General features: G+C 58.8%; 21 protein-coding genes. 14 read left to right on the top strand and 7 right to left on the bottom strand.

The genetic code is table 11. From position 1 onward, the window contains the following. Positions 1-131 precede the first annotated feature (131 nt). The 5 genes from solA to pyrC form a co-directional block, all read right to left on the bottom strand. A complete protein-coding gene (solA, locus tag IMX17_RS08855; protein WP_182264706.1) occupies positions 132-1,247 on the bottom strand; it encodes an N-methyl-L-tryptophan oxidase in 1,116 nt (371 codons plus the stop codon). 139 nt (positions 1,248-1,386) lie between these two features. Next, positions 1,387-1,641 carry a biofilm formation regulator BssS gene (bssS, locus tag IMX17_RS08850; protein WP_004927812.1) on the bottom strand — a complete coding sequence of 85 codons (255 nt, stop codon included), beginning with the start codon at positions 1,639-1,641 and terminating at the stop codon, positions 1,387-1,389. 199 nt (positions 1,642-1,840) lie between these two features. Further along, positions 1,841-2,122, bottom strand: coding sequence for a hypothetical protein (locus IMX17_RS08845; protein WP_046686854.1), 282 nt, complete (start codon positions 2,120-2,122; stop codon positions 1,841-1,843). 130 nt (positions 2,123-2,252) lie between these two features. Then, on the bottom strand, positions 2,253-2,492 hold the full coding sequence (dinI, locus tag IMX17_RS08840; protein ID WP_033650738.1) for a DNA damage-inducible protein I: 240 nt from the start codon (positions 2,490-2,492) through the stop codon (positions 2,253-2,255). Positions 2,493-2,567: 75 nt separating this feature from the next. Continuing rightward, positions 2,568-3,614: a dihydroorotase gene (pyrC, locus tag IMX17_RS08835; RefSeq protein WP_193549620.1), complete on the bottom strand. Its 1,047-nt coding sequence runs from the start codon at positions 3,612-3,614 to the stop codon at positions 2,568-2,570. A 213-nt stretch (positions 3,615-3,827) separates the two neighbouring features. Between pyrC and IMX17_RS08830 the strand changes: the two genes are divergently transcribed. Then, positions 3,828-4,115, top strand: a complete 288-nt coding sequence (locus tag IMX17_RS08830; RefSeq protein WP_046899352.1) for a putative quinol monooxygenase — start codon at positions 3,828-3,830, stop codon at positions 4,113-4,115. Between the two features lie 60 nt (positions 4,116-4,175). On the opposite strand, the gene rne is transcribed toward IMX17_RS08830, so the two are convergent. Continuing rightward, positions 4,176-7,544 (bottom strand): ribonuclease E, encoded by a 3,369-nt coding sequence (gene rne, locus IMX17_RS08825; protein ID WP_193549619.1) that lies wholly within the window; start codon positions 7,542-7,544, stop codon positions 4,176-4,178. A gap of 552 nt (positions 7,545-8,096) precedes the next feature. Here rne and rluC point away from each other — a divergent pair. Further along, entirely contained in the window at positions 8,097-9,056 is a 960-nt protein-coding gene (gene rluC, locus IMX17_RS08820) for a 23S rRNA pseudouridine(955/2504/2580) synthase RluC (protein WP_004927787.1), read from the top strand. 6 nt (positions 9,057-9,062) lie between these two features. On the opposite strand, the gene IMX17_RS08815 is transcribed toward rluC, so the two are convergent. Next, positions 9,063-9,644 carry a nucleoside triphosphate pyrophosphatase gene (locus tag IMX17_RS08815; RefSeq protein ID WP_033642681.1) on the bottom strand — a complete coding sequence of 194 codons (582 nt, stop codon included), beginning with the start codon at positions 9,642-9,644 and terminating at the stop codon, positions 9,063-9,065. A 141-nt stretch (positions 9,645-9,785) separates the two neighbouring features. On the opposite strand from IMX17_RS08815, the gene yceD reads away from it, so the two are divergent. The 12 genes from yceD to holB all read left to right on the top strand — a co-directional run bounded on the left by yceD (position 9,786) and on the right by holB (position 19,528). Next, a complete protein-coding gene (yceD, locus tag IMX17_RS08810) occupies positions 9,786-10,307 on the top strand; it encodes a 23S rRNA accumulation protein YceD (protein ID WP_004927780.1) in 522 nt (173 codons plus the stop codon). Between the two features lie 16 nt (positions 10,308-10,323). Beyond that, positions 10,324-10,491, top strand: coding sequence for a 50S ribosomal protein L32 (gene rpmF, locus IMX17_RS08805; RefSeq protein WP_004927778.1), 168 nt, complete (start codon positions 10,324-10,326; stop codon positions 10,489-10,491). 11 nt (positions 10,492-10,502) lie between these two features. After that, the gene (gene plsX / locus IMX17_RS08800; RefSeq protein ID WP_071841648.1) at positions 10,503-11,537 is read left to right on the top strand and encodes a phosphate acyltransferase PlsX; all 1,035 of its coding nucleotides are present in this window, start codon (positions 10,503-10,505) and stop codon (positions 11,535-11,537) included. A 6-nt stretch (positions 11,538-11,543) separates the two neighbouring features. Next, positions 11,544-12,497, top strand: a complete 954-nt coding sequence (locus tag IMX17_RS08795; RefSeq protein ID WP_033642683.1) for a beta-ketoacyl-ACP synthase III — start codon at positions 11,544-11,546, stop codon at positions 12,495-12,497. Positions 12,498-12,515: 18 nt separating this feature from the next. After that, positions 12,516-13,445 carry an ACP S-malonyltransferase gene (gene fabD / locus IMX17_RS08790; RefSeq protein WP_193549618.1) on the top strand — a complete coding sequence of 310 codons (930 nt, stop codon included), beginning with the start codon at positions 12,516-12,518 and terminating at the stop codon, positions 13,443-13,445. Positions 13,446-13,456: 11 nt separating this feature from the next. Then, positions 13,457-14,191: a 3-oxoacyl-ACP reductase FabG gene (fabG, locus tag IMX17_RS08785; RefSeq protein WP_004928729.1), complete on the top strand. Its 735-nt coding sequence runs from the start codon at positions 13,457-13,459 to the stop codon at positions 14,189-14,191. A gap of 154 nt (positions 14,192-14,345) precedes the next feature. Next, positions 14,346-14,582, top strand: coding sequence for an acyl carrier protein (gene acpP, locus IMX17_RS08780; protein ID WP_004719003.1), 237 nt, complete (start codon positions 14,346-14,348; stop codon positions 14,580-14,582). An 82-nt stretch (positions 14,583-14,664) separates the two neighbouring features. Continuing rightward, entirely contained in the window at positions 14,665-15,906 is a 1,242-nt protein-coding gene (gene fabF / locus IMX17_RS08775) for a beta-ketoacyl-ACP synthase II (protein ID WP_033642685.1), read from the top strand. A 150-nt stretch (positions 15,907-16,056) separates the two neighbouring features. Beyond that, positions 16,057-16,854, top strand: a complete 798-nt coding sequence (gene pabC, locus IMX17_RS08770) for an aminodeoxychorismate lyase (protein WP_193549617.1) — start codon at positions 16,057-16,059, stop codon at positions 16,852-16,854. A gap of 13 nt (positions 16,855-16,867) precedes the next feature. Continuing rightward, the gene (gene mltG / locus IMX17_RS08765; protein ID WP_193549616.1) at positions 16,868-17,893 is read left to right on the top strand and encodes an endolytic transglycosylase MltG; all 1,026 of its coding nucleotides are present in this window, start codon (positions 16,868-16,870) and stop codon (positions 17,891-17,893) included. Next, positions 17,883-18,521, top strand: coding sequence for a dTMP kinase (tmk, locus tag IMX17_RS08760; RefSeq protein ID WP_182264700.1), 639 nt, complete (start codon positions 17,883-17,885; stop codon positions 18,519-18,521). The genes mltG and tmk overlap by 11 nt, the downstream gene beginning before the upstream one ends. Continuing rightward, complete coding sequence (gene holB / locus IMX17_RS08755; protein ID WP_182264699.1) at positions 18,521-19,528, top strand: DNA polymerase III subunit delta'; 1,008 nt, start codon at positions 18,521-18,523, stop codon at positions 19,526-19,528. Before tmk ends, holB begins: the two co-directional genes overlap by 1 nt. The last annotated feature ends 8 nt before the right edge of the window (positions 19,529-19,536 follow it).

The raw sequence follows: 19,536 nt of genomic DNA, 5'->3' as shown, positions 1-19,536 counted from the left end.
GCTGAATATAAGAAATTTCCGTTATCAGGATTTTTACTTGGTATTTAAAAGAGTTAGCATGTTAATAAATTGTAACCGCCAAATTTCGCTGTCCAGTGCCTGAGGGGGACTTGGACAGCGAAATTCTTCGCTCAGCTAAATCGTTTCAGACCAAAGCTTGAGACGTCAACCGGCGGCGCTTTGTCCTGCGCGAACAGCGCGGCGATCTCGCCCAGAGCGCTGGCGAACTTGAAGCCGTGGCCGCTCAATCCGCTGATGACCATCAGGCGATCGCAATCCGGCAGGGTATCGATAATAAAGTCTTCGTCGGGGCTCATATCATAGCTGCAGGCTTCACCGTGTAAACATACGCCTACACCCGGCAAAAATTGCCGCAGGAAGGAGAAAACTTCCGTGCCGTCGCTGGCGTAGCTGCCGAAGGGTTTACGCTGCTCGGGGGCATCCATTGGCTGGCCGCCGTCGTGTTTGCCCACTTTCAGACCGTCGTTATCCGCCGGAAAACCGTAATAGTGCGTGCCGTCTTGCGCTTCGACGGTAAAGGCCGGGAAACGATTGTTCACGCTGTAGCGGCCATCTGCCTGATGCCAGGAGAAGACTTTGCGCAGTGGCGCGATCGGCAGTTGCGGCAACAGCGCTTTGACCCAGGTGCCGGCGGTGATCACCGCTTTTCGCGCCGTGAAACGCCCTTCGCCGGTGATGACCTCAACGCCGCCATCGATGGGTTCTACCGCGTTGACCGGGCAGTTGAACAGCTGGCTGCAGCCGGCTTCTTTCGCCAGCTTGATCAGGCTGGTTATCGCCAGCTCGGCACGCAGGAACCCCGCGTCGGGCTCGAATACGCCGACATAACCTTCCGGTGCTCGGAATTCCGGCCAGCGCTGATTGATCTGTGCGGCGCTGAGGGTTTGCGCGTTCAGGCGGAATTTTTGCGCGCTGAGCTGCGCATTGCGAATGAATTCGGAGTGCTGTGGCCCCAGGTTGAGCACGCCGCACGACTGGAACAGTTCCTCGCCGGATTGTTGAATCAGCGCATTCCACAGCGCCTGCGCGCGCAGCACCAGCGGCACGTACTTTTCGCCTTCGCCGTAAGCGTGACGGATAATGCGGGTATCGCCGTGATGGCTGCCGTTTCGGTGCGGAGGGATAGCGCTGTCGATCATCAGCACTTTCAAGCCGGCCCGCGTGGCATAATAGCCTGCCGCCGCGCCGACGGAACCGCTGCCCACCACAATCAAATCATATTCCACGTGCCAACCCTCTCTGATAGCGATTTCTTATGCCCCCATGATAAAAGGTTGGCGGACGCAATGCACTGATTGAACGGCGAAAGGCGAAGAAAAGGCGCCGGGAAAGGTCGCGGCGCCTTAGGGGGTAGGAGACGATGAATCAATGTTTTCTGCGATCAAGATCCTGGTAATCCGTAGCTTCAATCTTGGCGATGCCGGCCTCTAAGATATTGATTAATTGACGGGCGACATCTGTGGTCAGCCAAAGCGTTCGGTCTACTTGGGCTTCTTCGGGCGTTTGGTCTAGTGAAGACAGGTAATGAAGGCGTATCATCATGGCGTCGTAAACGTCGACAGTACTGATATCCCAACCGACAAGCGGGTGCGTCTGAATTACTTCATCATTTCTGTCCATAAAGACCCCTTATTGAGTAGTAACTACCGTGAGTGACTAACGAGGATCAATGCGGCTCATCATCATGAGAGCAATTACAGTATACGCATCCGCTTTCATCGGTGGAGGGGTTGTCACCTAAAATTGCAAAATAAATATTTATTTGAACAATTATTCTACAAATTCGGGTGCGAACGCGCGATGAGTAAAGCCTGTGGCGTTATTCCGCGCCGCCGGTGGGGGGGGCGGAGCCGTGCAGACATTTTTCCAGTTCTTCAGCCAAGTGCGCGAAATGTTTCTGCGTTTCGGCGTCGCGATTCTGGCTTTGCGATTCCAGCCTCAGGCTGTGGATCAGCCGTTGGTTGGCTTTGTCATCCAGGCTGAAGGCCAAGTAAGAGAAGGCCACTTCCAGTACGTTCAAGCGTCTTTTCTGATCGGCAATCAGCGCCAGCAATTCGCCAAACGTCATTGCGTCTTCGGATTTCACCTTGTCCGGGGCCATGCTTACTCCTTTGCGTTAAATACAGCGCTGAGGCGGATTTGGTTCCAGAGTAAGGGTAAGCGATGAATGGGCAGGGCGCCAGAAACAAAAAAGCCGGAGAGCGACCCCCGGCAAAAACAGCATTGCAGTGTTATTCTGCGCTGAACCATTCGTCCGCGCTTTCCCAGGTTTCCTGAAGGATTTCCTCAATCAGATCCCGGTCGGTTTTGGCGCCCCCCAGCACGGAGAGCCCGTTGGCGCCGGCATAACGGACGTGCACGACGGCGCCTGGAAACTGGCGATTGACCCGTTTGCCCAGCTCGCCGGTCAGCGCCTCAATGGCGCCTGACGGCAGCGGCCGGGTTTTATCTATAGTGACTTCAACACGCATAATTGCCCCCGAAGCGATTTACTGTTTATTTATACAGTTAACCATAAGCGAGGGCAAGAGGGCGAAGCAAAAATATCACCCTTTCAGAGACCAGTTCAGGGTTTCGCCGGCCAGGAATGGAATGACGGATTCATTGCCCAGGGCGATCTCTTCCGGCTGGGTGGTCGGCACGCGCTGCAGTTCGATGAAATCTTCGTTGATCGGCAGGCCATAGAAGCGTGGGCCGTTGAGCGAGCAGAAGGCCTCGAAGTGATCCAGTGCGCCGAGCTGTTCGAAGACGGCAGCGTAAGCCGGGATCGCATTCGGCGCATTGAAGCAGCCGGCGCAGCCGCAGCTGGACTCTTTGCGGTGCTTGAGGTGCGGCGCGGAGTCGGTGCCGAGGAAGAAACGGTCCGAGCCGCTGGCCACCGCCTGACGCAGCGCTTCCTGATGGACATTGCGCTTGAGGATCGGCAGGCAGAACAGGTGTGGGCGAATGCCGCCGACCAGCATGTGGTTGCGGTTGAACATCAGGTGCTGCGGGGTGATGGTGGCGCCGAGGAAACGGTTGCCTGCCTGCACGTACTGCGCCGCTTCTTTGGTGGTGATGTGTTCGAAGACGATTTTCAGTTCCGGGAAGTGACGGCGGATAGGCTCCATCACCTGTTCGATAAAGCGCGCCTCGCGGTCGAAAATATCGACGGCAGGATCGGTCACTTCACCGTGGATCAGCAGCGGCATGCCGATTTTTTGCATTTGCTCGAACAGCGGGTAAATGCCGGTCACGTCGCTGACGCCGTGGCTGGAGTTGGTGGTGGCGTTGGCCGGATACAGCTTGGCGGCGGTAAACACCCCTTGCTCGAAACCGCTGACCAGTTCACTGGCCGCCAAAGAGTTGGTCAGGTAACAGGTCATCAGCGGAGTGAAGTTGTGACCCTGCGGCACCGCCGCCAGAATCCGATCGCGGTAGGCGCGTGCGGCGGCCACGGTCGTCACGGGCGGAACCAGGTTCGGCATCACGATCGCCCGGCCAAATACCTGGCTGGTATAGGGCACCACCGTTTTCAGCATCTCATCGTCACGCAGGTGGATATGCCAGTCGTCTGGGCGGCGGATTTTCAGAACTTGAGGTTGTGCGGTCATCTAGCTAGGCTCCGGCGGTCAAATACGTCTAATGAAAAGCGAATAATGGGTTTATTCACGCCGGGGCGTAAGGATAAGCGGAAAGTGCCGCAGATGCATCTGTTTGTTGGCGACAAGTTGAAATCAACGGCGCAGCAGGCGCATAGTGACAAGGATTTCAACGATGCCGACGCCAATACCGTCGACTTTCATCAAGTGGAAAGGGAGAAAACAATGGAAGTACGCGTTATCGCCACCCTGCAAGCGAAAGCGGGATTTGAGGCCGCAGTCAGTGAAGCGGTGCACGACATTATCGAGCCGAGCCGCCAGGAGCTGGGCAACCTGCAATATGATTTGCATCGCGATCTGGAAAAACCGGGCACCTTCGTGTTCTTTGAGCGTTGGGCCAGCAGCGAAGCGCTGGATAAGCATAATGAGACGGCGCATTTTCAGCAGTTCGTCAGTCGGCTTGACGGCAAGTTGGATGTTCTGGACATCAAAAAACTGAAAAAGATCGCCTGAGCTTTTTGCAGGCAAGAAAAAACCCGCCGTCGGCGGGTTTTTTTAGGGGTGCAGATTAACTTATTCGTTAACCGGCTGCGGCTTGGTGGCCGGCGCGGTGGCCTGGCTCACTGCCGAGTGACCACCGGCTGAACCTTTGCCTTCAAAGTTGAAGGAAGGGCGCTGCCAGTCGCTGTGCTTGCGTTCTTCCGGCACGTAGGCCGGCGCAGGCGCTTTGGTCATCGGCGCAGTGGCGATGTGTTTGTACAGCGCGTCCTGCACGGCTTTCACCGGCGCCGGCTGCTGAGCAACCGCAGGCGCAGGCTTGGCGGCCGTTGGTTCCGGCGCTTTTTCTACCGGAGCGGCTGCCGCTGCAGGTGCGGCTTCTACTACTGGCGCTTCTTCCGCCGGCGCGGCTTCTACCGGTGCAGCTTCCTCCACCGGCTCGTCTTCCGCAGGTGCAGGTTCAACCACTGGCTCTGCCGCTACGGTTTCAGCTACCGGCTCAGCTTCCACTGCAGGGGCAGTCTCTTCCGCTTTCGGTTCTTCAACCGCAACCGTTGCCGGGGCGGTTTCCACCGGCGCCGGGGTTTCCTCGGCCGGGGTGGTGGCAACCGGCGCTACGACTGCCGCTTCTTCCGTTACGGTGACGGCGGCAGTTTCAATGACGGCTTCTGGTGCCGGTTCGTTGACGCTGGCCGCGGCCTGAGTTTCTTCCACGGCAACGCTGTGCTGTTCAGCCGCTGCGGCGACAACCGGCGCCTGCTCTACGGCTTCGGTTTGCACTTCGGCTTCTTCAACCTGAGCGACCGGGTAGCTTACCCAGACTTTGCCTGATGCCATTTCCGGGGAAGCGAACGCGCCCACCAACGGCATTGGGGATTGCAGCGGGTAACGCTCGTCGCGGTAACGACGGCGACGCTGGCCGCTGACGCGCAGGTGACGCGGTGAACGACGGGAACGACGTGGCATGCCTTCGCCGTTGCCGCGGTTTTCGCCCTGGGCATCGTCTTCCGCCTGAGCGGCAACGGTTTCCGGCAGCAGCTTCACGCTGTCGTCGGCGGTTGGCTGCGCATCTTCGGCTTTCGCTACCGGCGCTTTCGGCGCCAACAGCTCTTCCGCTGCGCGCTGCAGCTCTTCTTCTGCGGACAGGATACGCACTTTCTGCGTCAGAGGGCGGCGCTGACGGCGCTGCATGTTCTGCTGCTGGCGTTCTTCCTGCTCTTCGTCGGTGCTCTCGAGGGCGTCAACGCTTTCCAGCGCTTTCACTTCCTGCTGAGCCTGACGTTTCTCTTCCTGGCGACGACGCTGGCGTTCAGCACGCTGTTCACGGCGCTGCTGTTGATCTTCGCGCGGTGCTTTAGCGTTTGCTTCCGAGGCGGTTTCCTCCGCTACCGGCGCGTTCTGCTGCTGGTTGCGGCGGTTACGGCGCTGCTCATCGCGGGATTCACGCGATTCACGGCTTTCACGGTTCTCACGCGGTTCACGGTTATCGCGTTCGCGATTGTCACGGCCTTCACCGCGCTCTTTACGTTCGCCGCGTTCCGGACGATCGCCACGGTCGCTACGCTCACCGCGATCTTTACGGCCGGTGCCTTGACGGCGCTGACCGCGACGATCCTGACGACGGTTTTCACCGTTGCCTTCCGCCTTCGGCGTTTCGGCCGGTTTGGCTTCTTCGACGGCAGGTTGTTCTTCACCGGCGAACAGGCTCTTCAGACCACCGAACAGGCGGCCCAGGAAGCCCGGCTTGGCGGCGACCGGCGCTGCGGCTTTAGCCTTGGCGGCTGCCGCAACAGGTTTGGCAACGGCGACGGGTTCTTCAGCCGGCGGCGGCACATCGGCGGACAGGGAGAAGGAAGCCAGGGCCGGTTGCTCCGGACGCTTGCGTTCCATCGGCGCATCTTCCAGCGGACGCTCCATGTCTTCTTCGTGCAGTTTCGGCAGCAGGTAGCTGAGGGTAGAGGTTTCCTCGCCCTTGCGTACGCGCAGCACTGAGTAGTGCGGGGTTTGCATTTCATCGTTCGGCACGATGACGGCTTTCACGCCACCCTGACGTTTTTCGATCGCGCTGACGGATTCACGCTTTTCGTTCAGCAGGTACGAAGCGACCTGAACCGGTACGATAGCGTGAACTTCTTTGGTGTTTTCCTTCAGCGCTTCTTCTTCGATCAGGCGCAGGATGGACAGCGCCAGCGATTCGTTGTCGCGGATGGTGCCGGTGCCGTTACAGCGTGGGCACACGTGGTGGCTGGATTCACCCAGCGACGGGCTGAGGCGCTGACGCGACATTTCCAGCAGGCCGAAGCGGGAGATGCGGCCGATTTGGATGCGCGCGCGGTCTTGACGCACGGCGTCGCGCAAGCGGTTTTCCACTTCGCGCTGGTGGCGTACCGGCGTCATGTCGATGAAGTCGATGACGATCAGGCCGCCGAGGTCGCGCAGGCGCAGCTGGCGAGCGATTTCGTCCGCCGCTTCCAGGTTGGTGTTGAACGCCGTCTCTTCGATGTCGCCGCCGCGGGTTGCACGCGCGGAGTTGATGTCGATGGCGGTCAGCGCTTCGGTGCTGTCGATGACGATCGAGCCGCCGGACGGCAGGCGCACTTCGCGCTGGAAGGCGGATTCGATCTGCGATTCGATCTGATAGTGGCTGAACAGAGGAATTTCACCGCTGTACAGTTTGATTTTGCTGCTGAAATCCGGGCGGCCCAGCGCGGCGATGTGCTCTTTGGCCAGATCGAGAATTTTCGGGTTGTCGATCAGGATTTCGCCGATGTCTGGGCGCAGATAATCGCGGAAGGCGCGCACGATAACGTTGCTTTCCTGGTGGATCAGGAACGGCGCAGGGCGGCCTTCGGCGGCTTTTTTGATCGCTTCCCAGTGCTTCAGACGGAAGGAGAGATCCCACTGCAGCGCGTCGGCGGATTTGCCTACGCCCGCGGTGCGAACGATCAGGCCCATGCCGTCCGGCAGTTGCAGCGAAGAGAGCGCTTCTTTCAGCTCGGTGCGATCGTCACCCTCGATGCGGCGAGAAATACCGCCGGCGCGCGGGTTGTTCGGCATCAGCACCAGATAGCTGCCCGCCAGGCTGATGAAGGTGGTCAAGGCGGCGCCTTTGTTGCCACGTTCTTCTTTGTCTACCTGAACGATGACTTCCTGGCCTTCGCGCAGCACATCTTTGATGTTCGGGCGGCCATGGGAAGAGTAATTGCTAGGGAAGTATTCGCGGGCGATTTCTTTAAGAGGGAGGAAACCATGTCGTTCTGCGCCGTAGTCTACGAACGCTGCTTCAAGACTTGGTTCAATGCGGGTGATTTTGCCTTTGTAAATATTCGCTTTTTTCTGCTCATGACCCGGACTTTCGATATCCAAATCATACAGCCGCTGTCCATCTACGAGGGCAACACGCAACTCTTCCTGCTGAGTTGCGTTAATCAACATTCTTTTCATCTTAACTTACTCGTTATTTTTACATTATCGACAAAGCTGCGGGCAAAATAACCTCATGGCCGGAGTTAAACCGAAAGCCCCGTGTCTTCTCGCAAAGCCGTCAACCTCACGGTTGTCGCCTGCATAGGGGCGCATTATCTCGGTAAGCCTGCTTTTCTTTGTGAAAGACAGCACTTTTACTAGGGGAATAGCCTCTGATTTACGTCGACAGATCTGATTCCATTTGCCGGCCAAGCTGCAACCCGCAGCCCGCTAATTGTTTGATTTCGCATTACGTCTTACGCCATTGCTGCGTTTTTGCGCGATCAGACAAATTTTATAATTCCACCGTTTTCCCTGTTTAACGAGAATCAACGCGGAAAGTGACTGCATTATTCCACTGCTGATGCCGTTATAGCAAGGTGACTTTTCCTTAACTGCGGAAGAAATCGCAAACGTTCAAATCGGCTTGCTGCCTTATTGTCCGCTGGGGTTTCGCCCGCCGTCAGAGAGACAGTTAAGCACAGAAAAAGATGTGGCGCTATTCACGCGCTCTATTTAGAATCCCGCACCATGAAAACGAACAATCCAGCAGTACAATTCATCACGATTTCCGACGACGAAGCCGGTCAGCGAATCGACAACTTTCTGCTCGCTCGCCTGAAAGGCGTGCCGAAGAGCATGATTTATCGCATCGTGCGCAAAGGCGAGGTGCGGGTTAATAAAGGGCGCATCAAGGTCGAATACAAATTGGCGGCCGGCGACGTGGTGCGCGTGCCGCCGGTGCGCGTGGCCGAGCGCGAAGAGGCGCCGGTGTCGGCGAAGCTGGATAAGGTGGCAGCGCTGGCCGACTGCATTCTGTATGAAGATGACCACCTGCTGATCCTCAACAAGCCTTCCGGCACCGCGGTGCACGGCGGCAGCGGCCTGAGCTTCGGCGTGATTGAAGGGCTGCGGGCGCTGCGCCCTGAGGCCCGTTTCCTGGAGCTGGTGCATCGGCTCGATCGCGATACCTCCGGCGTGCTGTTGGTTGCCAAGAAGCGTTCCGCGCTGCGTTCGCTGCATGAGCAACTGCGGCTGAAGGGCATGCAGAAGGATTATCTGGCGCTGGTGCGCGGCCAGTGGCAGTCCCACTGCAAGGCCGTACAGGCGCCGCTGCTGAAAAACATTCTGCAAAGCGGCGAACGTATCGTGCGCGTCAACAGCGAAGGCAAGCCTTCGGAAACCCGCTTCAAGGTGGAGGAGCGTTACGAATTCGCCACCCTGGTGAAGGCCAGCCCAATTACCGGGCGTACCCACCAGATCCGCGTGCACACCCTGCATGCCGGGCATCCGATCGCCTTTGACGATCGCTATGGCGACCGCGAGTTCGATCGTCAACTGGCGGGTACCGGCCTGAAGCGTCTGTTCCTGCACGCCGCGGCGCTGCGCTTCGAGCATCCGGCCACCGGCGAAACGATGCGTATCGAAGCGCCGATGGACGAAGAACTGCGTCATTGCCTGCAAGTGCTGCGCCGGCAGGCCGCCAAATAATCCGCGTCACACCAGCGGGTTGATGCCTTCAGCCCGCAACATCTCCAACAGCGCGATCAACGGCAGGCCGATCAGGGCGTTCGGATCCCGGCCTTCCAGCCTGTCGAACAACGCGATCCCCAACCCCTCGCTCTTGAAACTGCCCGCGCAGTTCAGCGGTTGCTCCAGACGTACATAGGCGGCGATCTCCGCTTCGCTCAGCGCGCGAAAATGCACGTGGAAAGGCTCGCACAGGGCCTGTAGCTGCTTGCTACGGCCGTTGTACAGCGCCAGGCCGGTATAGAAGGTCACGGCCTGGCCGCTTGCCTGGCGCAGCTGCGCGCGGGCGTTTTCCTCGGTATGGGGCTTGCCGGTGATGCTGCCATCGATCACGCAGACCTGATCGGAACCGATGATCAGATGCTCGGGGTAGGCGAGGGCCAGCGCCTGAGCCTTCGCTGCCGCCAGGCGCAGCACCAGCGCTTCGGCGCCTTCGCCCGGCAGCGGGGTTTCATCCACCTCCGGCGCGGCGCAGTCGAACGGCAGCTGCAGTTTCTCCAGCAGCATTTTTCGATAGGGGGAGGTGGAGGCTAAAAGCAATCTCTGCATAATTTTTTTCGCAAACCGTAGCGTAAATGGGTACGGCATTTTAAACTGTCGGCCGCTGTGGAAGCGAATATTGGTGAAAGGAGCCGTTTTACGGCCTTTTTCTTTGACTCTATGTCGTTACAAAGTTAATATGCGCGCCCTATGCAAAAGGTAAAATTACCCTTGACCATTGATGCGGTACGTACCGCTCAGAAACGCCTGGACTATGCTGGTGTCTATGCGCCTGAGCAGGTTACTCGTGTTGCCGACTCCGTGGTCAGTGTGGACAGTGATGTTGAGGTGTCGTTGTCGTTTAATATCGACAATCAACGCCTCGCGGTGATAACAGGGCATGCGGACGTCACGGTAACGTTGATGTGCCAACGCTGTGGAGTCCCGTTCGAACATCAGGTTCACACAACATATTGTTTTAGCCCGGTCGTCAATGATGAGCAGGCTGAGGCATTACCGGAAGCGTACGAACCGATCGAAGTTGACGAGTTTGGCGAAGTCGATCTGTTGGCAATGATTGAAGACGAAATTATTCTTTCACTGCCTGTCGTTCCGGTACATGAATCTGAACACTGTGAAGTGTCCGAAGCGGACATGGTATTTGGCCAACTGCCTCCCGAGGCGGAGAAGCCGAATCCGTTTGCCGTATTAGCCAGTTTAAAGCGTAAGTAATTGAGGAGTAAGGTCCATGGCCGTACAACAGAATAAACCAACCCGTTCCAAGCGTGGCATGCGTCGTTCTCACGATGCTCTGACCACGACTACTCTGTCTGTAGACAAAGTATCCGGTGAAACTCACCGTCGTCACCACATCACTGCCGACGGTTTCTACCGCGGTCGCAAGGTTATCGGCTAAGTAGCGATACCTTGACTCGTCTAACCCTGGCGTTAGATGCAATGGGCGGGGACTTCGGTCCCTGCGTCACAGTGCCTGCTTCGTTGCAGGCACTGGCCTCTAATTTACAGCTTCATCTCTTGCTGGTCGGTAATCCCGACGCCATCTCCCCTTTGCTTGCCCACGCCGATCCGGTTCTTCTGGAGCGTCTGCAAGTCGTGCCCGCCGAGTCTGTGATCGCCGGCGACGCCAAACCCTCACAAGCGATACGCGCCAGCCGCGGCACGTCGATGCGCATTGCGCTCGAACAGCTCAGCAGCGGCAACGCGCAGGGCTGCGTCAGCGCCGGCAATACCGGCGCGCTGATGGGATTGGCGAAGCTGTTGGTCAAGCCGTTGGAGGGCATTGAGCGCCCGGCGCTGATGACGGTGATCCCGAACCAGCAGCGCAGCAAAACCGTGGTGCTGGATCTGGGCGCCAACGTCGAGTGCGACAGCACCATGCTGGTGCAGTTTGCCGTGATGGGCGCGGTGATGGCGGAAGAGGTGATCGGCATTGCGCAACCGCGGGTGGCGCTGCTGAATATCGGCGAAGAAGAGACCAAAGGCCTGGATAATATCCGCGAAGCGGCCGCTGTGCTAAAAAATACTCCGGCAATCAACTATATTGGTTACCTGGAAGGAAACGAACTGCTCACCGGCAAGACCGATGTGTTGGTCTGCGACGGCTTCGTGGGCAACGTCACGCTGAAAACCATGGAAGGGGTGGTCAGGGTGTTCTTATCGCTGCTGAAATCGTCCGGCGATGGAAACAAGCGAGCCTGGTGGCTGAAATTGTTGGGCCGTTGGTTGCAAAAACGGGTGGTCAAGCGGTTCGGCCACCTGAACCCCGACCAGTATAATGGCGCATGTCTGTTAGGATTGCGCAGCACCGTAGTCAAGAGCCACGGCGCTGCGAACCCTCACGCGTTTGCAGTCGCAATCGAACAGGCTGTGCAGGCGGTGCAGCGGCAAGTCCCGGAAAGGATTGCTGCGCGCCTTGAGGCTGTATTACCTAAGAGTGACTGATCGTACATGTATACAAAGATTCTCGGTACGGGGAGTTATTTGCCCGTACAAGTGCGCACCAATGCTGATTTGGAAAAAATGGTGGATACCTCTGACGAGTGGATCGTCACGCGTACCGGTATTCGCGAACGTCGCATCGCCGCTGCGGATGAAACCGTCGCGACGATGAGCTTCCAGGCCGCTGAGAAAGCGCTGGAAATGGCAGGTGTGGCTAAAGAAGACATCGGGCTTATCGTCGTGGCGACCACCACGACGACTCACGCGTTCCCGAGTGCGGCGTGCCTGGTGCAGCAAATGCTCGGCATAAAAGACTGCGCGGCGTTCGATCTGGCTGCGGCCTGCGCCGGCTTTACTTATGCGCTCAGCGTGGCCGATCAGTACGTGAAAAACGGCGCGGTCAAACATGCGCTGGTTATCGGCGCGGACGTCTTGTCGCGCACGCTGGATCCTGAAGATCGCGGCACCATCATTCTGTTTGGCGATGGCGCAGGGGCGGTGGTGCTGGGGGCTTCTGAAGAGCAGGGCATTCTGTCTACCCACCTGCATGCCGACGGCAGCTACGGCAGCCTGCTGACGCTGCCTTACAAGGATCGTCAGAATCAAGACAAGCCGGCCTATGTCACCATGGCGGGCAATGAAGTCTTCAAGGTTGCGGTCACCGAACTGGCGCGCATCGTCGATGAGACGTTGCAGGCCAACAACATGGACCGCAGCGAGCTGGATTGGCTGGTGCCGCACCAGGCCAACCTGCGCATCATCAGCGCAACGGCGAAAAAACTGGGCATGGGGATGGACAAAGTGGTGGTGACGCTCGATCGTCACGGCAACACCTCTGCCGCCTCGGTGCCTTCCGCACTGGACGAAGCCGTGCGAGACGGGCGAATTCAGCGTGGCCAGCTGGTGCTGCTGGAAGCCTTCGGCGGCGGCTTTACCTGGGGCTCGGCGCTGGTTCGTTTCTGATTTGAACAGGAATAAAAAATGACGCAATTTGCTTTTGTTTTCCCGGGCCAGGGGTCGCAGGCCGTTGGCATGCTGGCCGAATTGGCCGCACAGTTCCCGATCGTCGAAGAGACTTTCGGTGAGGCCTCTTCCGCGCTGGGTTACGACCTGTGGCAGCTGGTGCAGCAAGGCCCGGCGGAAGAGTTGAACAAGACCTGGCAGACCCAACCGGCCCTGCTGGCGGCTTCCGTGGCGATTTTCCGCGTGTGGCAGCAGCAGGGCGGTGAAGCGCCCGCATTGATGGCGGGCCACAGCCTGGGCGAATACTCGGCGCTGGTCTGCGCCGGTGTGCTGGACTTCAAGGCGGCGATCCGCCTGGTCGAGCTGCGCGGCAAGCTGATGCAGGAAGCGGTGCCGGAAGGCACCGGCGCTATGTACGCCATCATCGGCCTGGACAACGACGCGATCGCCAAGGCGTGCGAAGAGTCCGCGCAGGGGCAGGTGGTTTCTCCGGTCAACTTCAACTCGCCGGGCCAGGTGGTTATTGCCGGCAATAAAGAAGCGGTTGAACGTGCAGGCGCCGCCTGTAAAGCGGCGGGTGCCAAACGTGCACTGCCGCTGCCGGTGAGCGTGCCTTCGCACTGCGCGCTGATGAAACCGGCCGCCGACAAGTTGGCCATGGCGCTGCAGGACATCACCTTCAACGCGCCGCAGGTGCCGGTGGTGAACAACGTCGACGTACGCACCGAAAACGATCCTGAAGCGATCCGCAGTGCGCTGGTGCGTCAGCTGTACAGCCCGGTGCGTTGGACCGAGAGCGTAGAATTTATCGCAGCACAGGGAGTGACGTCGCTGCTGGAAGTGGGGCCGGGCAAAGTGCTGACCGGTCTCACTAAACGTATTGTTGACACCCTGACGGCTGCGGCGGTGAACGACACCGCCAGCCTGTCGGCGGCGCTTGAACAATAAAGAGGAAAATGATGAGCTTCGAAGGTAAAATCGTTCTGGTCACCGGCGCGAGCCGCGGTATTGGCCGAGCTATTGCAGAAACGTTTGTGGCCCGCGGCGCCAAAGTGATCGGCACCGCGACCAGCGAGAGCGGCGCTGAAGCGATCAGCGGCTACCTGGGCGCAAACGGCAAAGGGTTTATGTTGAACGTTGTTGATGCGCAATCTATCGACAGCGTGCTGGCATCGATTCGCGCCGAATTTGGCGAAATCGACATTTTAGTGAATAATGCCGGCATTACGCGTGATAACCTGCTGATGCGTATGAAGGATGATGAGTGGGAGGATATCCTCGACACTAACCTGACTTCCGTATTCCGCCTGTCAAAAGCGGTAATGCGCGCTATGATGAAAAAGCGGTTTGGCCGTATCATCACCATCGGTTCCGTTGTCGGCACCATGGGGAACGCAGGGCAGGCGAACTACGCGGCGGCTAAAGCCGGTCTGATTGGTTTTAGCAAATCTTTGGCACGTGAAGTTGCTTCTCGTGGCATTACGGTCAACGTCGTGGCACCTGGCTTTATTGAGACGGACATGACACGGGCGTTGACAGATGATCAACGCGCAGGCATTTTGTCATCAGTTCCAGCCAACCGGCTGGGCGATGCTAAAGAAATCGCCAGCGCTGTTGCATTTTTGGCCTCTGATGAGGCCGGCTATATCACCGGTGAAACGTTACATGTCAATGGCGGCATGTACATGATTTAAAAAATGTGAAAACCATTTGCGTTATTTGAGGCAAAAACCGCAAAATAGCGTAAAATCGTGGTTTGACCAGCCGGGATTTAGTTGCATCTTTTTCAGCATTTTATACACTACGAAAACCATCGCGAAAGCGAGTTTTGATAGGAAATTTAAGAGTATGAGCACTATCGAAGAACGCGTTAAGAAAATCATTGTTGAGCAACTGGGTGTTAAACAGGAAGAAGTTTTGAACAACGCTTCTTTCGTTGAAGATCTGGGCGCTGATTCTCTTGACACCGTTGAGCTGGTAATGGCACTGGAAGAAGAATTCGACACCGAGATTCCAGACGAAGAAGCTGAGAAGATCACTACTGTTCAGGCAGCTATTGATTTCATCAACGCTAGCCAGCAGTAAGAGAACATATCTAGGCGGTCGTTCGACCGCCTAAGTTTTTTCTATCCCTAGTGTCATATTTTTCCCTCCCTGGAGGACAAACGTGTCTAAGCGTCGAGTAGTTGTGACCGGACTGGGCATGTTGTCTCCTGTCGGCAATACGGTAGAGTCCACGTGGAACGCTCTTCTTGCCGGTCAGAGTGGCATCAGCCTGATCGACCATTTCGATACCACTGCCTATGCGACCAAGTTTGCTGGCCTGGTAAAGAATTTTAATTCTGAGGATTTCATCTCTCGCAAAGATGCGCGCAAGATGGACGCCTTTATCCAGTACGGTATCGCTGCCGGCATGCAAGCCATGCAGGATGCAGGTCTGGACATCACCGAGGCTAACGCCAGCCGCATTGGAGCCGCGATCGGTTCCGGCATCGGCGGCCTGGGTTTGATTGAAGAAAACCACAGTTCACTGGTTAACGGTGGCCCACGGAAAATCAGTCCGTTCTTCGTGCCTTCCACCATTGTGAATATGATTGCAGGTCACCTGACAATCATGTACGGCATGCGTGGCCCAAGCATTTCCATTGCCACCGCCTGTACTTCAGGTGTACACAACATCGGCCATGCCGCGCGTATCATTGCTTACAATGATGCGGACGTGATGCTGGCCGGTGGGGCAGAGAAAGCCAGCACCCCATTGGGCGTCGGCGGCTTTGGCGCAGCGCGCGCCCTGTCCACCCGTAATGACAACCCGCAGGCGGCGAGCCGTCCGTGGGATAAAGACCGCGACGGCTTCGTGCTGGGCGACGGCGCCGGCATGATGGTGCTGGAAGAGTACGAACACGCGAAAAAACGCGGCGCGAAAATCTACGCCGAAGTGGTTGGTTTTGGGATGAGCAGCGATGCTTATCACATGACGTCACCACCGGAAAACGGCGCAGGCGCTGCGTTGGCGATGGAAAATGCCCTGCTTGACGCCGGTGTGACCCCGTCACAAATCGGTTACATCAACGCACACGGCACCTCTACGCCGGCGGGCGACCAGGCGGAAGCGCAGGCGGTGAAATCTGTGTTCGGCGCTGATGCCCAGCGCGTGCTGGTGAGCTCGACCAAATCGATGACCGGCCACCTGTTGGGCGCGGCGGGCGCGATCGAGTCCATCTTCACCGTGCTGGCGCTGCGCGATCAGGCGGTACCGCCGACCATCAACCTGGATAACCCGGATGAAGGTTGCGATCTGGACTTCGTGCCTCACGAAGCGCGTCAGGTCAGCGATATGGAGTACACCCTGTGTAACTCCTTCGGCTTCGGCGGCACCAACGGCTCGCTGATCTTCCGCCGAGTGTAACTCGCGCGGTTGTTCGCTAATGAAAAGCCCGGTTTTTTAACCGGGCTTTTTTACGCCCGGCGTCCGGCCGTCAGCAGGGCTGCGTATTGCCTTGCCGCCTGCTATTCTGCTCTGCGAGCGTAATGAAATCACCCGGCAACAGGAGGAAGCATGTACTGGATTAACGGACAACGCCACGATGCGCTGGCGCCGAGCGATCGCGGCCTGCAATTCGGCGATGGCTGCTTTACTACCGCCCGGGTTATCGACGGCAAAGTCGAGCTGCTGCCCTGGCATCTGGAACGGCTGCAGCAGGCGGCCCAACGGCTGATGCTGCCCGCCACCGATTGGCCGGCTTTCGAGCGCGAGATGGCGCAGGCGGCAGAATCAATTTCGCTCGGCGTGGTCAAAGCGATACTGACGCGCGGCAGCGGTGGACGAGGCTACAGCCCTACGGGGTGCGAAAACCCGACGCGCATCGTCGCCCGTAGCAGCTACCCTGCGCACTATTTGCAGTGGCGCGAGCAGGGCATCACGCTTGCGCTCAGCCCGGTGGCGCTGGCGCGCAATCCGCTGCTGGCGGGGTTGAAGCATTTGAACCGCCTGGAGCAGGTGCTGATCCGCGCGCATCTTGACCAGACGGCCGCCGACGAGGCGCTGGTGCTTGACACTGCCGGTATGCTGGTGGAATGCTGTGCGGCTAATTTGTTCTGGCGTAAGGGAAAAGCGGTGTTTACCCCGGATCTGAGCCAGGCGGGCGTCGCGGGCCTGATGCGGCGACGGGTGATCGCGTTGCTGGCGGGATCGGAATACCGTCTGCACTGCGTCAGCGAGCCGTTGGAGACGCTGGCCGATGCCGACGAAGTCTTGGTGAGCAACGCGCTGATGCCGCTGCTGCCGGTAAACGTTGCTCAATCATGGCGTTATCATTCGCGCCAGCTGTATGATTTTTTGCGTCCACACTGTTAACCATGGCTGATTGATGAAGAAAAGAAAGCTGAAGGTCCTGTCTGTTATTGTTGTTCTGGCATTGGCGCTGCTGTTTTGGGGCTACCAGAAGATCGAACGCTTTGCCGATACGCCGCTGGCTATCCAGCAAGAGACTATCTTCAAACTGCCTGCCGGCACTGGCCGGGTGGCGCTGGAAGGGTTACTGGTGCGCGATAAACTGGTGCGCAGCGGCCGCTGGTTCCAGTGGCTGCTGAAACTGGAACCGGAGCTGGCGGAGTTCAAGGCCGGAACCTACCGGTTCACGCCGGGCATGACGGTGCGCCAGATGCTGAAACTGTTGGCCAGCGGCAAAGAGGCGCAGTTCACCGCGCGCTTTATCGAAGGCTCACGCCTGCGTGACTGGCAGCAGGTGCTCCAGCAGTCCAAATACCTGAAACACACTCTGGCGGGCAAAAGCGACGCGGAGATCGCCGCCGCGCTCGGCATTGCTGCAGGAGAAACCCCGGAAGGGCGGCTGTACCCGGATACCTACCAGTATACCGCCGGCATGAGCGACATCTCGCTGCTCAAGCGCGCCCACGCCCGCATGAATAAAGCGCTGCAGGCCGCCTGGGACGGCCGCGACACCAGTCTGCCGTACAAAACGCCGGAAGAGCTGCTGACCATGGCATCGATCGTCGAGAAAGAGACCGCGGTGCCGGAAGAGCGCAGCAAGGTGGCGTCGGTGTTCGTCAACCGCTTGCGCATCGGCATGCGTCTGCAGACCGATCCGACGGTGATCTATGGCATGGGCGAAAGCTATAATGGCAACATCACGCGCAAGGATCTGGAGACGCCGACGCCTTACAACACCTATGTGATCGCCGGCCTGCCGCCAACGCCGATCGCCATGCCGGGCGAGGCCTCGCTGCAAGCGGCCGCCAATCCGGCTAAAACGCCTTATCTCTATTTTGTCGCCGACGGCAAGGGTGGGCATACCTTCACCACCAATCTGGCGAGCCATAACCAGGCGGTGCGCGTGTACCGTCAGGCGTTAAAGGAAAAGAATGAAAAGTAAATTCGTTGTTATCGAAGGGCTGGAAGGCGCGGGCAAAACCACCGCGCGCGACACGGTAGTCAATGTGCTGCGTGAACATGGCATCAATGACATCGTCTTCACCCGTGAACCTGGCGGCACGCCGTTGGCGGAGAAGCTGCGCGACCTGTTCAAGCGCGGCATAGACGGCGAATTGCCGACCATCAAGGCCGAAGTCTTGATGCTGTACGCTGCGCGCGTGCAGTTGGTGGAAACCGTGATCAAACCCGCCCTGGCGCGCGGCGCCTGGGTGGTGGGCGATCGCCACGATCTCTCTTCACAAGCCTATCAGGGCGGCGGCCGTGGCGTGGATCCGCAGCTGATGACCTCGCTGCGCGACACCGTGCTGGGGGATTTCCGGCCGGACCTGACGGTCTATCTCGATCTGCCGCCGCTGGTCGGCCTGCAACGCGCGCAGGCGCGCGGCCAGCTGGATCGCATCGAACAGGAGGCGCTGCCGTTCTTCGAACGCACCCGCGCGCGTTATCTCGAGCTGGCGGCGCAGGATGAAACCATCGTCACCGTCGACGCGGCCCAGCCGCTGGAACAGGTGACGGCGGCGATCCGCGACTGCGTCAGCCAGTGGCTGCGGCAGCAGGAAGGCGCATAATGAACTGGTATCCGTGGCTGAATGGCCCTTATCGCCAGCTGGTTGGGCAGTACGCCGAGGGCCGCGGCCATCATGCGCTGCTGCTGCACGCTGCGGCGGGCAACGGTGACGATGCGCTGGCCTACGGCCTGAGCCGTCGGTTGATCTGTCAGCAGCGCAACGGTGAAAAAAGCTGCGGTGAGTGCCATAGCTGCCGGCTGATGCTGGCGGGTAACCACCCGGATTATCACGTGCTGGCGCCGGAAAAGGGCAAGAGCAGCCTGGGGATCGAACCGATTCGCCAGGTGATTGAGAAGCTGTACGCCCACGCGCAGCAGGGCGGCGCCAAGGTGATTTGGCTGCCGCAGGCGGAACAGCTGACCGAGGCGGCGGCCAACGCGCTGTTGAAAACGCTGGAGGAGCCGCCGGAGAAAACCTATTTCCTGCTGGGGTGCCGTGAGCCGTCGCGGCTGATGGCGACGCTGCGCAGCCGCTGCCTGTACTGGCATTTGGCCAGCCCGGAGGAGCAGCTCAGCCTGCAGTGGCTGGGCCGACAGGCGGCGGGCTCTCAGACGGACCGCCTCACGGCGCTGCGCCTGCACGATGGCGCGCCGCTGGCCGCCGAACAGCTGTTGCAGCCGCAGCAGTGGCAACAGCGCGGCGCCCTGTGCGCCGCATTGAGCGCCGCGCTACCGCAGCGCGATATGCTGTCGCTGCTGCCGACGTTAAACCACGAAGACGTCGCCGAGCGCCTGCACTGGCTGTGCGCGCTGCTGGTGGACGCGATGAAGTGGCAACAGGGCGCGCATCACTATGTGTTGAATCAGGATCAGCAGCCGCTGGTGCACCAGTTGGCCAGCCTGCTGAGCAGCGCCTCGCTGCAGCAGATCGTGCAGCAGTGGCTGAACTGCCGTCACCAGCTGCTCAGCGTGGTGGGCGTCAATCGCGAGCTGCTGCTGACCGAACAGTTACTTCGCTGGGAACAGATGCTCGGCGCCGCCGGCTATTCCCAACCTCATTCGCTGTAAAGTAAAAG

Source organism: Serratia sp. X3 (assembly GCF_014982455.1).
Classification (GTDB): domain Bacteria; phylum Pseudomonadota; class Gammaproteobacteria; order Enterobacterales; family Enterobacteriaceae; genus Serratia; species Serratia ureilytica.
The sequence above is the reverse complement of the archived record's forward strand: the minus strand, read 5'-3'. Positions and strand labels throughout refer to the sequence as shown.

Bases quoted from the DNA above. Each gene is read 5' to 3' on its own strand.
- bssS (WP_004927812.1), bottom strand. From the start codon at position 1,641: ATGGACAGAAATGATGAAGTAATTCAGACGCACCCGCTTGTCGGTTGG.
- IMX17_RS08845 (WP_046686854.1), bottom strand. From the start codon at position 2,122: ATGGCCCCGGACAAGGTGAAATCCGAAGACGCAATGACGTTTGGCGAA.
- dinI (WP_033650738.1), bottom strand. From the start codon at position 2,492: ATGCGTGTTGAAGTCACTATAGATAAAACCCGGCCGCTGCCGTCAGGC.
- pyrC (WP_193549620.1), bottom strand. From the start codon at position 3,614: ATGACCGCACAACCTCAAGTTCTGAAAATCCGCCGCCCAGACGACTGG.
- IMX17_RS08830 (WP_046899352.1), top strand. From the start codon at position 3,828: ATGGAAGTACGCGTTATCGCCACCCTGCAAGCGAAAGCGGGATTTGAG.
- rne (WP_193549619.1), bottom strand. From the start codon at position 7,544: ATGAAAAGAATGTTGATTAACGCAACTCAGCAGGAAGAGTTGCGTGTT.
- rluC (WP_004927787.1), top strand. From the start codon at position 8,097: ATGAAAACGAACAATCCAGCAGTACAATTCATCACGATTTCCGACGAC.
- IMX17_RS08815 (WP_033642681.1), bottom strand. From the start codon at position 9,644: ATGCAGAGATTGCTTTTAGCCTCCACCTCCCCCTATCGAAAAATGCTG.
- yceD (WP_004927780.1), top strand. From the start codon at position 9,786: ATGCAAAAGGTAAAATTACCCTTGACCATTGATGCGGTACGTACCGCT.
- rpmF (WP_004927778.1), top strand. From the start codon at position 10,324: ATGGCCGTACAACAGAATAAACCAACCCGTTCCAAGCGTGGCATGCGT.
- IMX17_RS08795 (WP_033642683.1), top strand. From the start codon at position 11,544: ATGTATACAAAGATTCTCGGTACGGGGAGTTATTTGCCCGTACAAGTG.
- fabD (WP_193549618.1), top strand. From the start codon at position 12,516: ATGACGCAATTTGCTTTTGTTTTCCCGGGCCAGGGGTCGCAGGCCGTT.
- fabG (WP_004928729.1), top strand. From the start codon at position 13,457: ATGAGCTTCGAAGGTAAAATCGTTCTGGTCACCGGCGCGAGCCGCGGT.
- acpP (WP_004719003.1), top strand. From the start codon at position 14,346: ATGAGCACTATCGAAGAACGCGTTAAGAAAATCATTGTTGAGCAACTG.
- pabC (WP_193549617.1), top strand. From the start codon at position 16,057: ATGTACTGGATTAACGGACAACGCCACGATGCGCTGGCGCCGAGCGAT.
- mltG (WP_193549616.1), top strand. From the start codon at position 16,868: ATGAAGAAAAGAAAGCTGAAGGTCCTGTCTGTTATTGTTGTTCTGGCA.
- tmk (WP_182264700.1), top strand. From the start codon at position 17,883: ATGAAAAGTAAATTCGTTGTTATCGAAGGGCTGGAAGGCGCGGGCAAA.
- holB (WP_182264699.1), top strand. From the start codon at position 18,521: ATGAACTGGTATCCGTGGCTGAATGGCCCTTATCGCCAGCTGGTTGGG.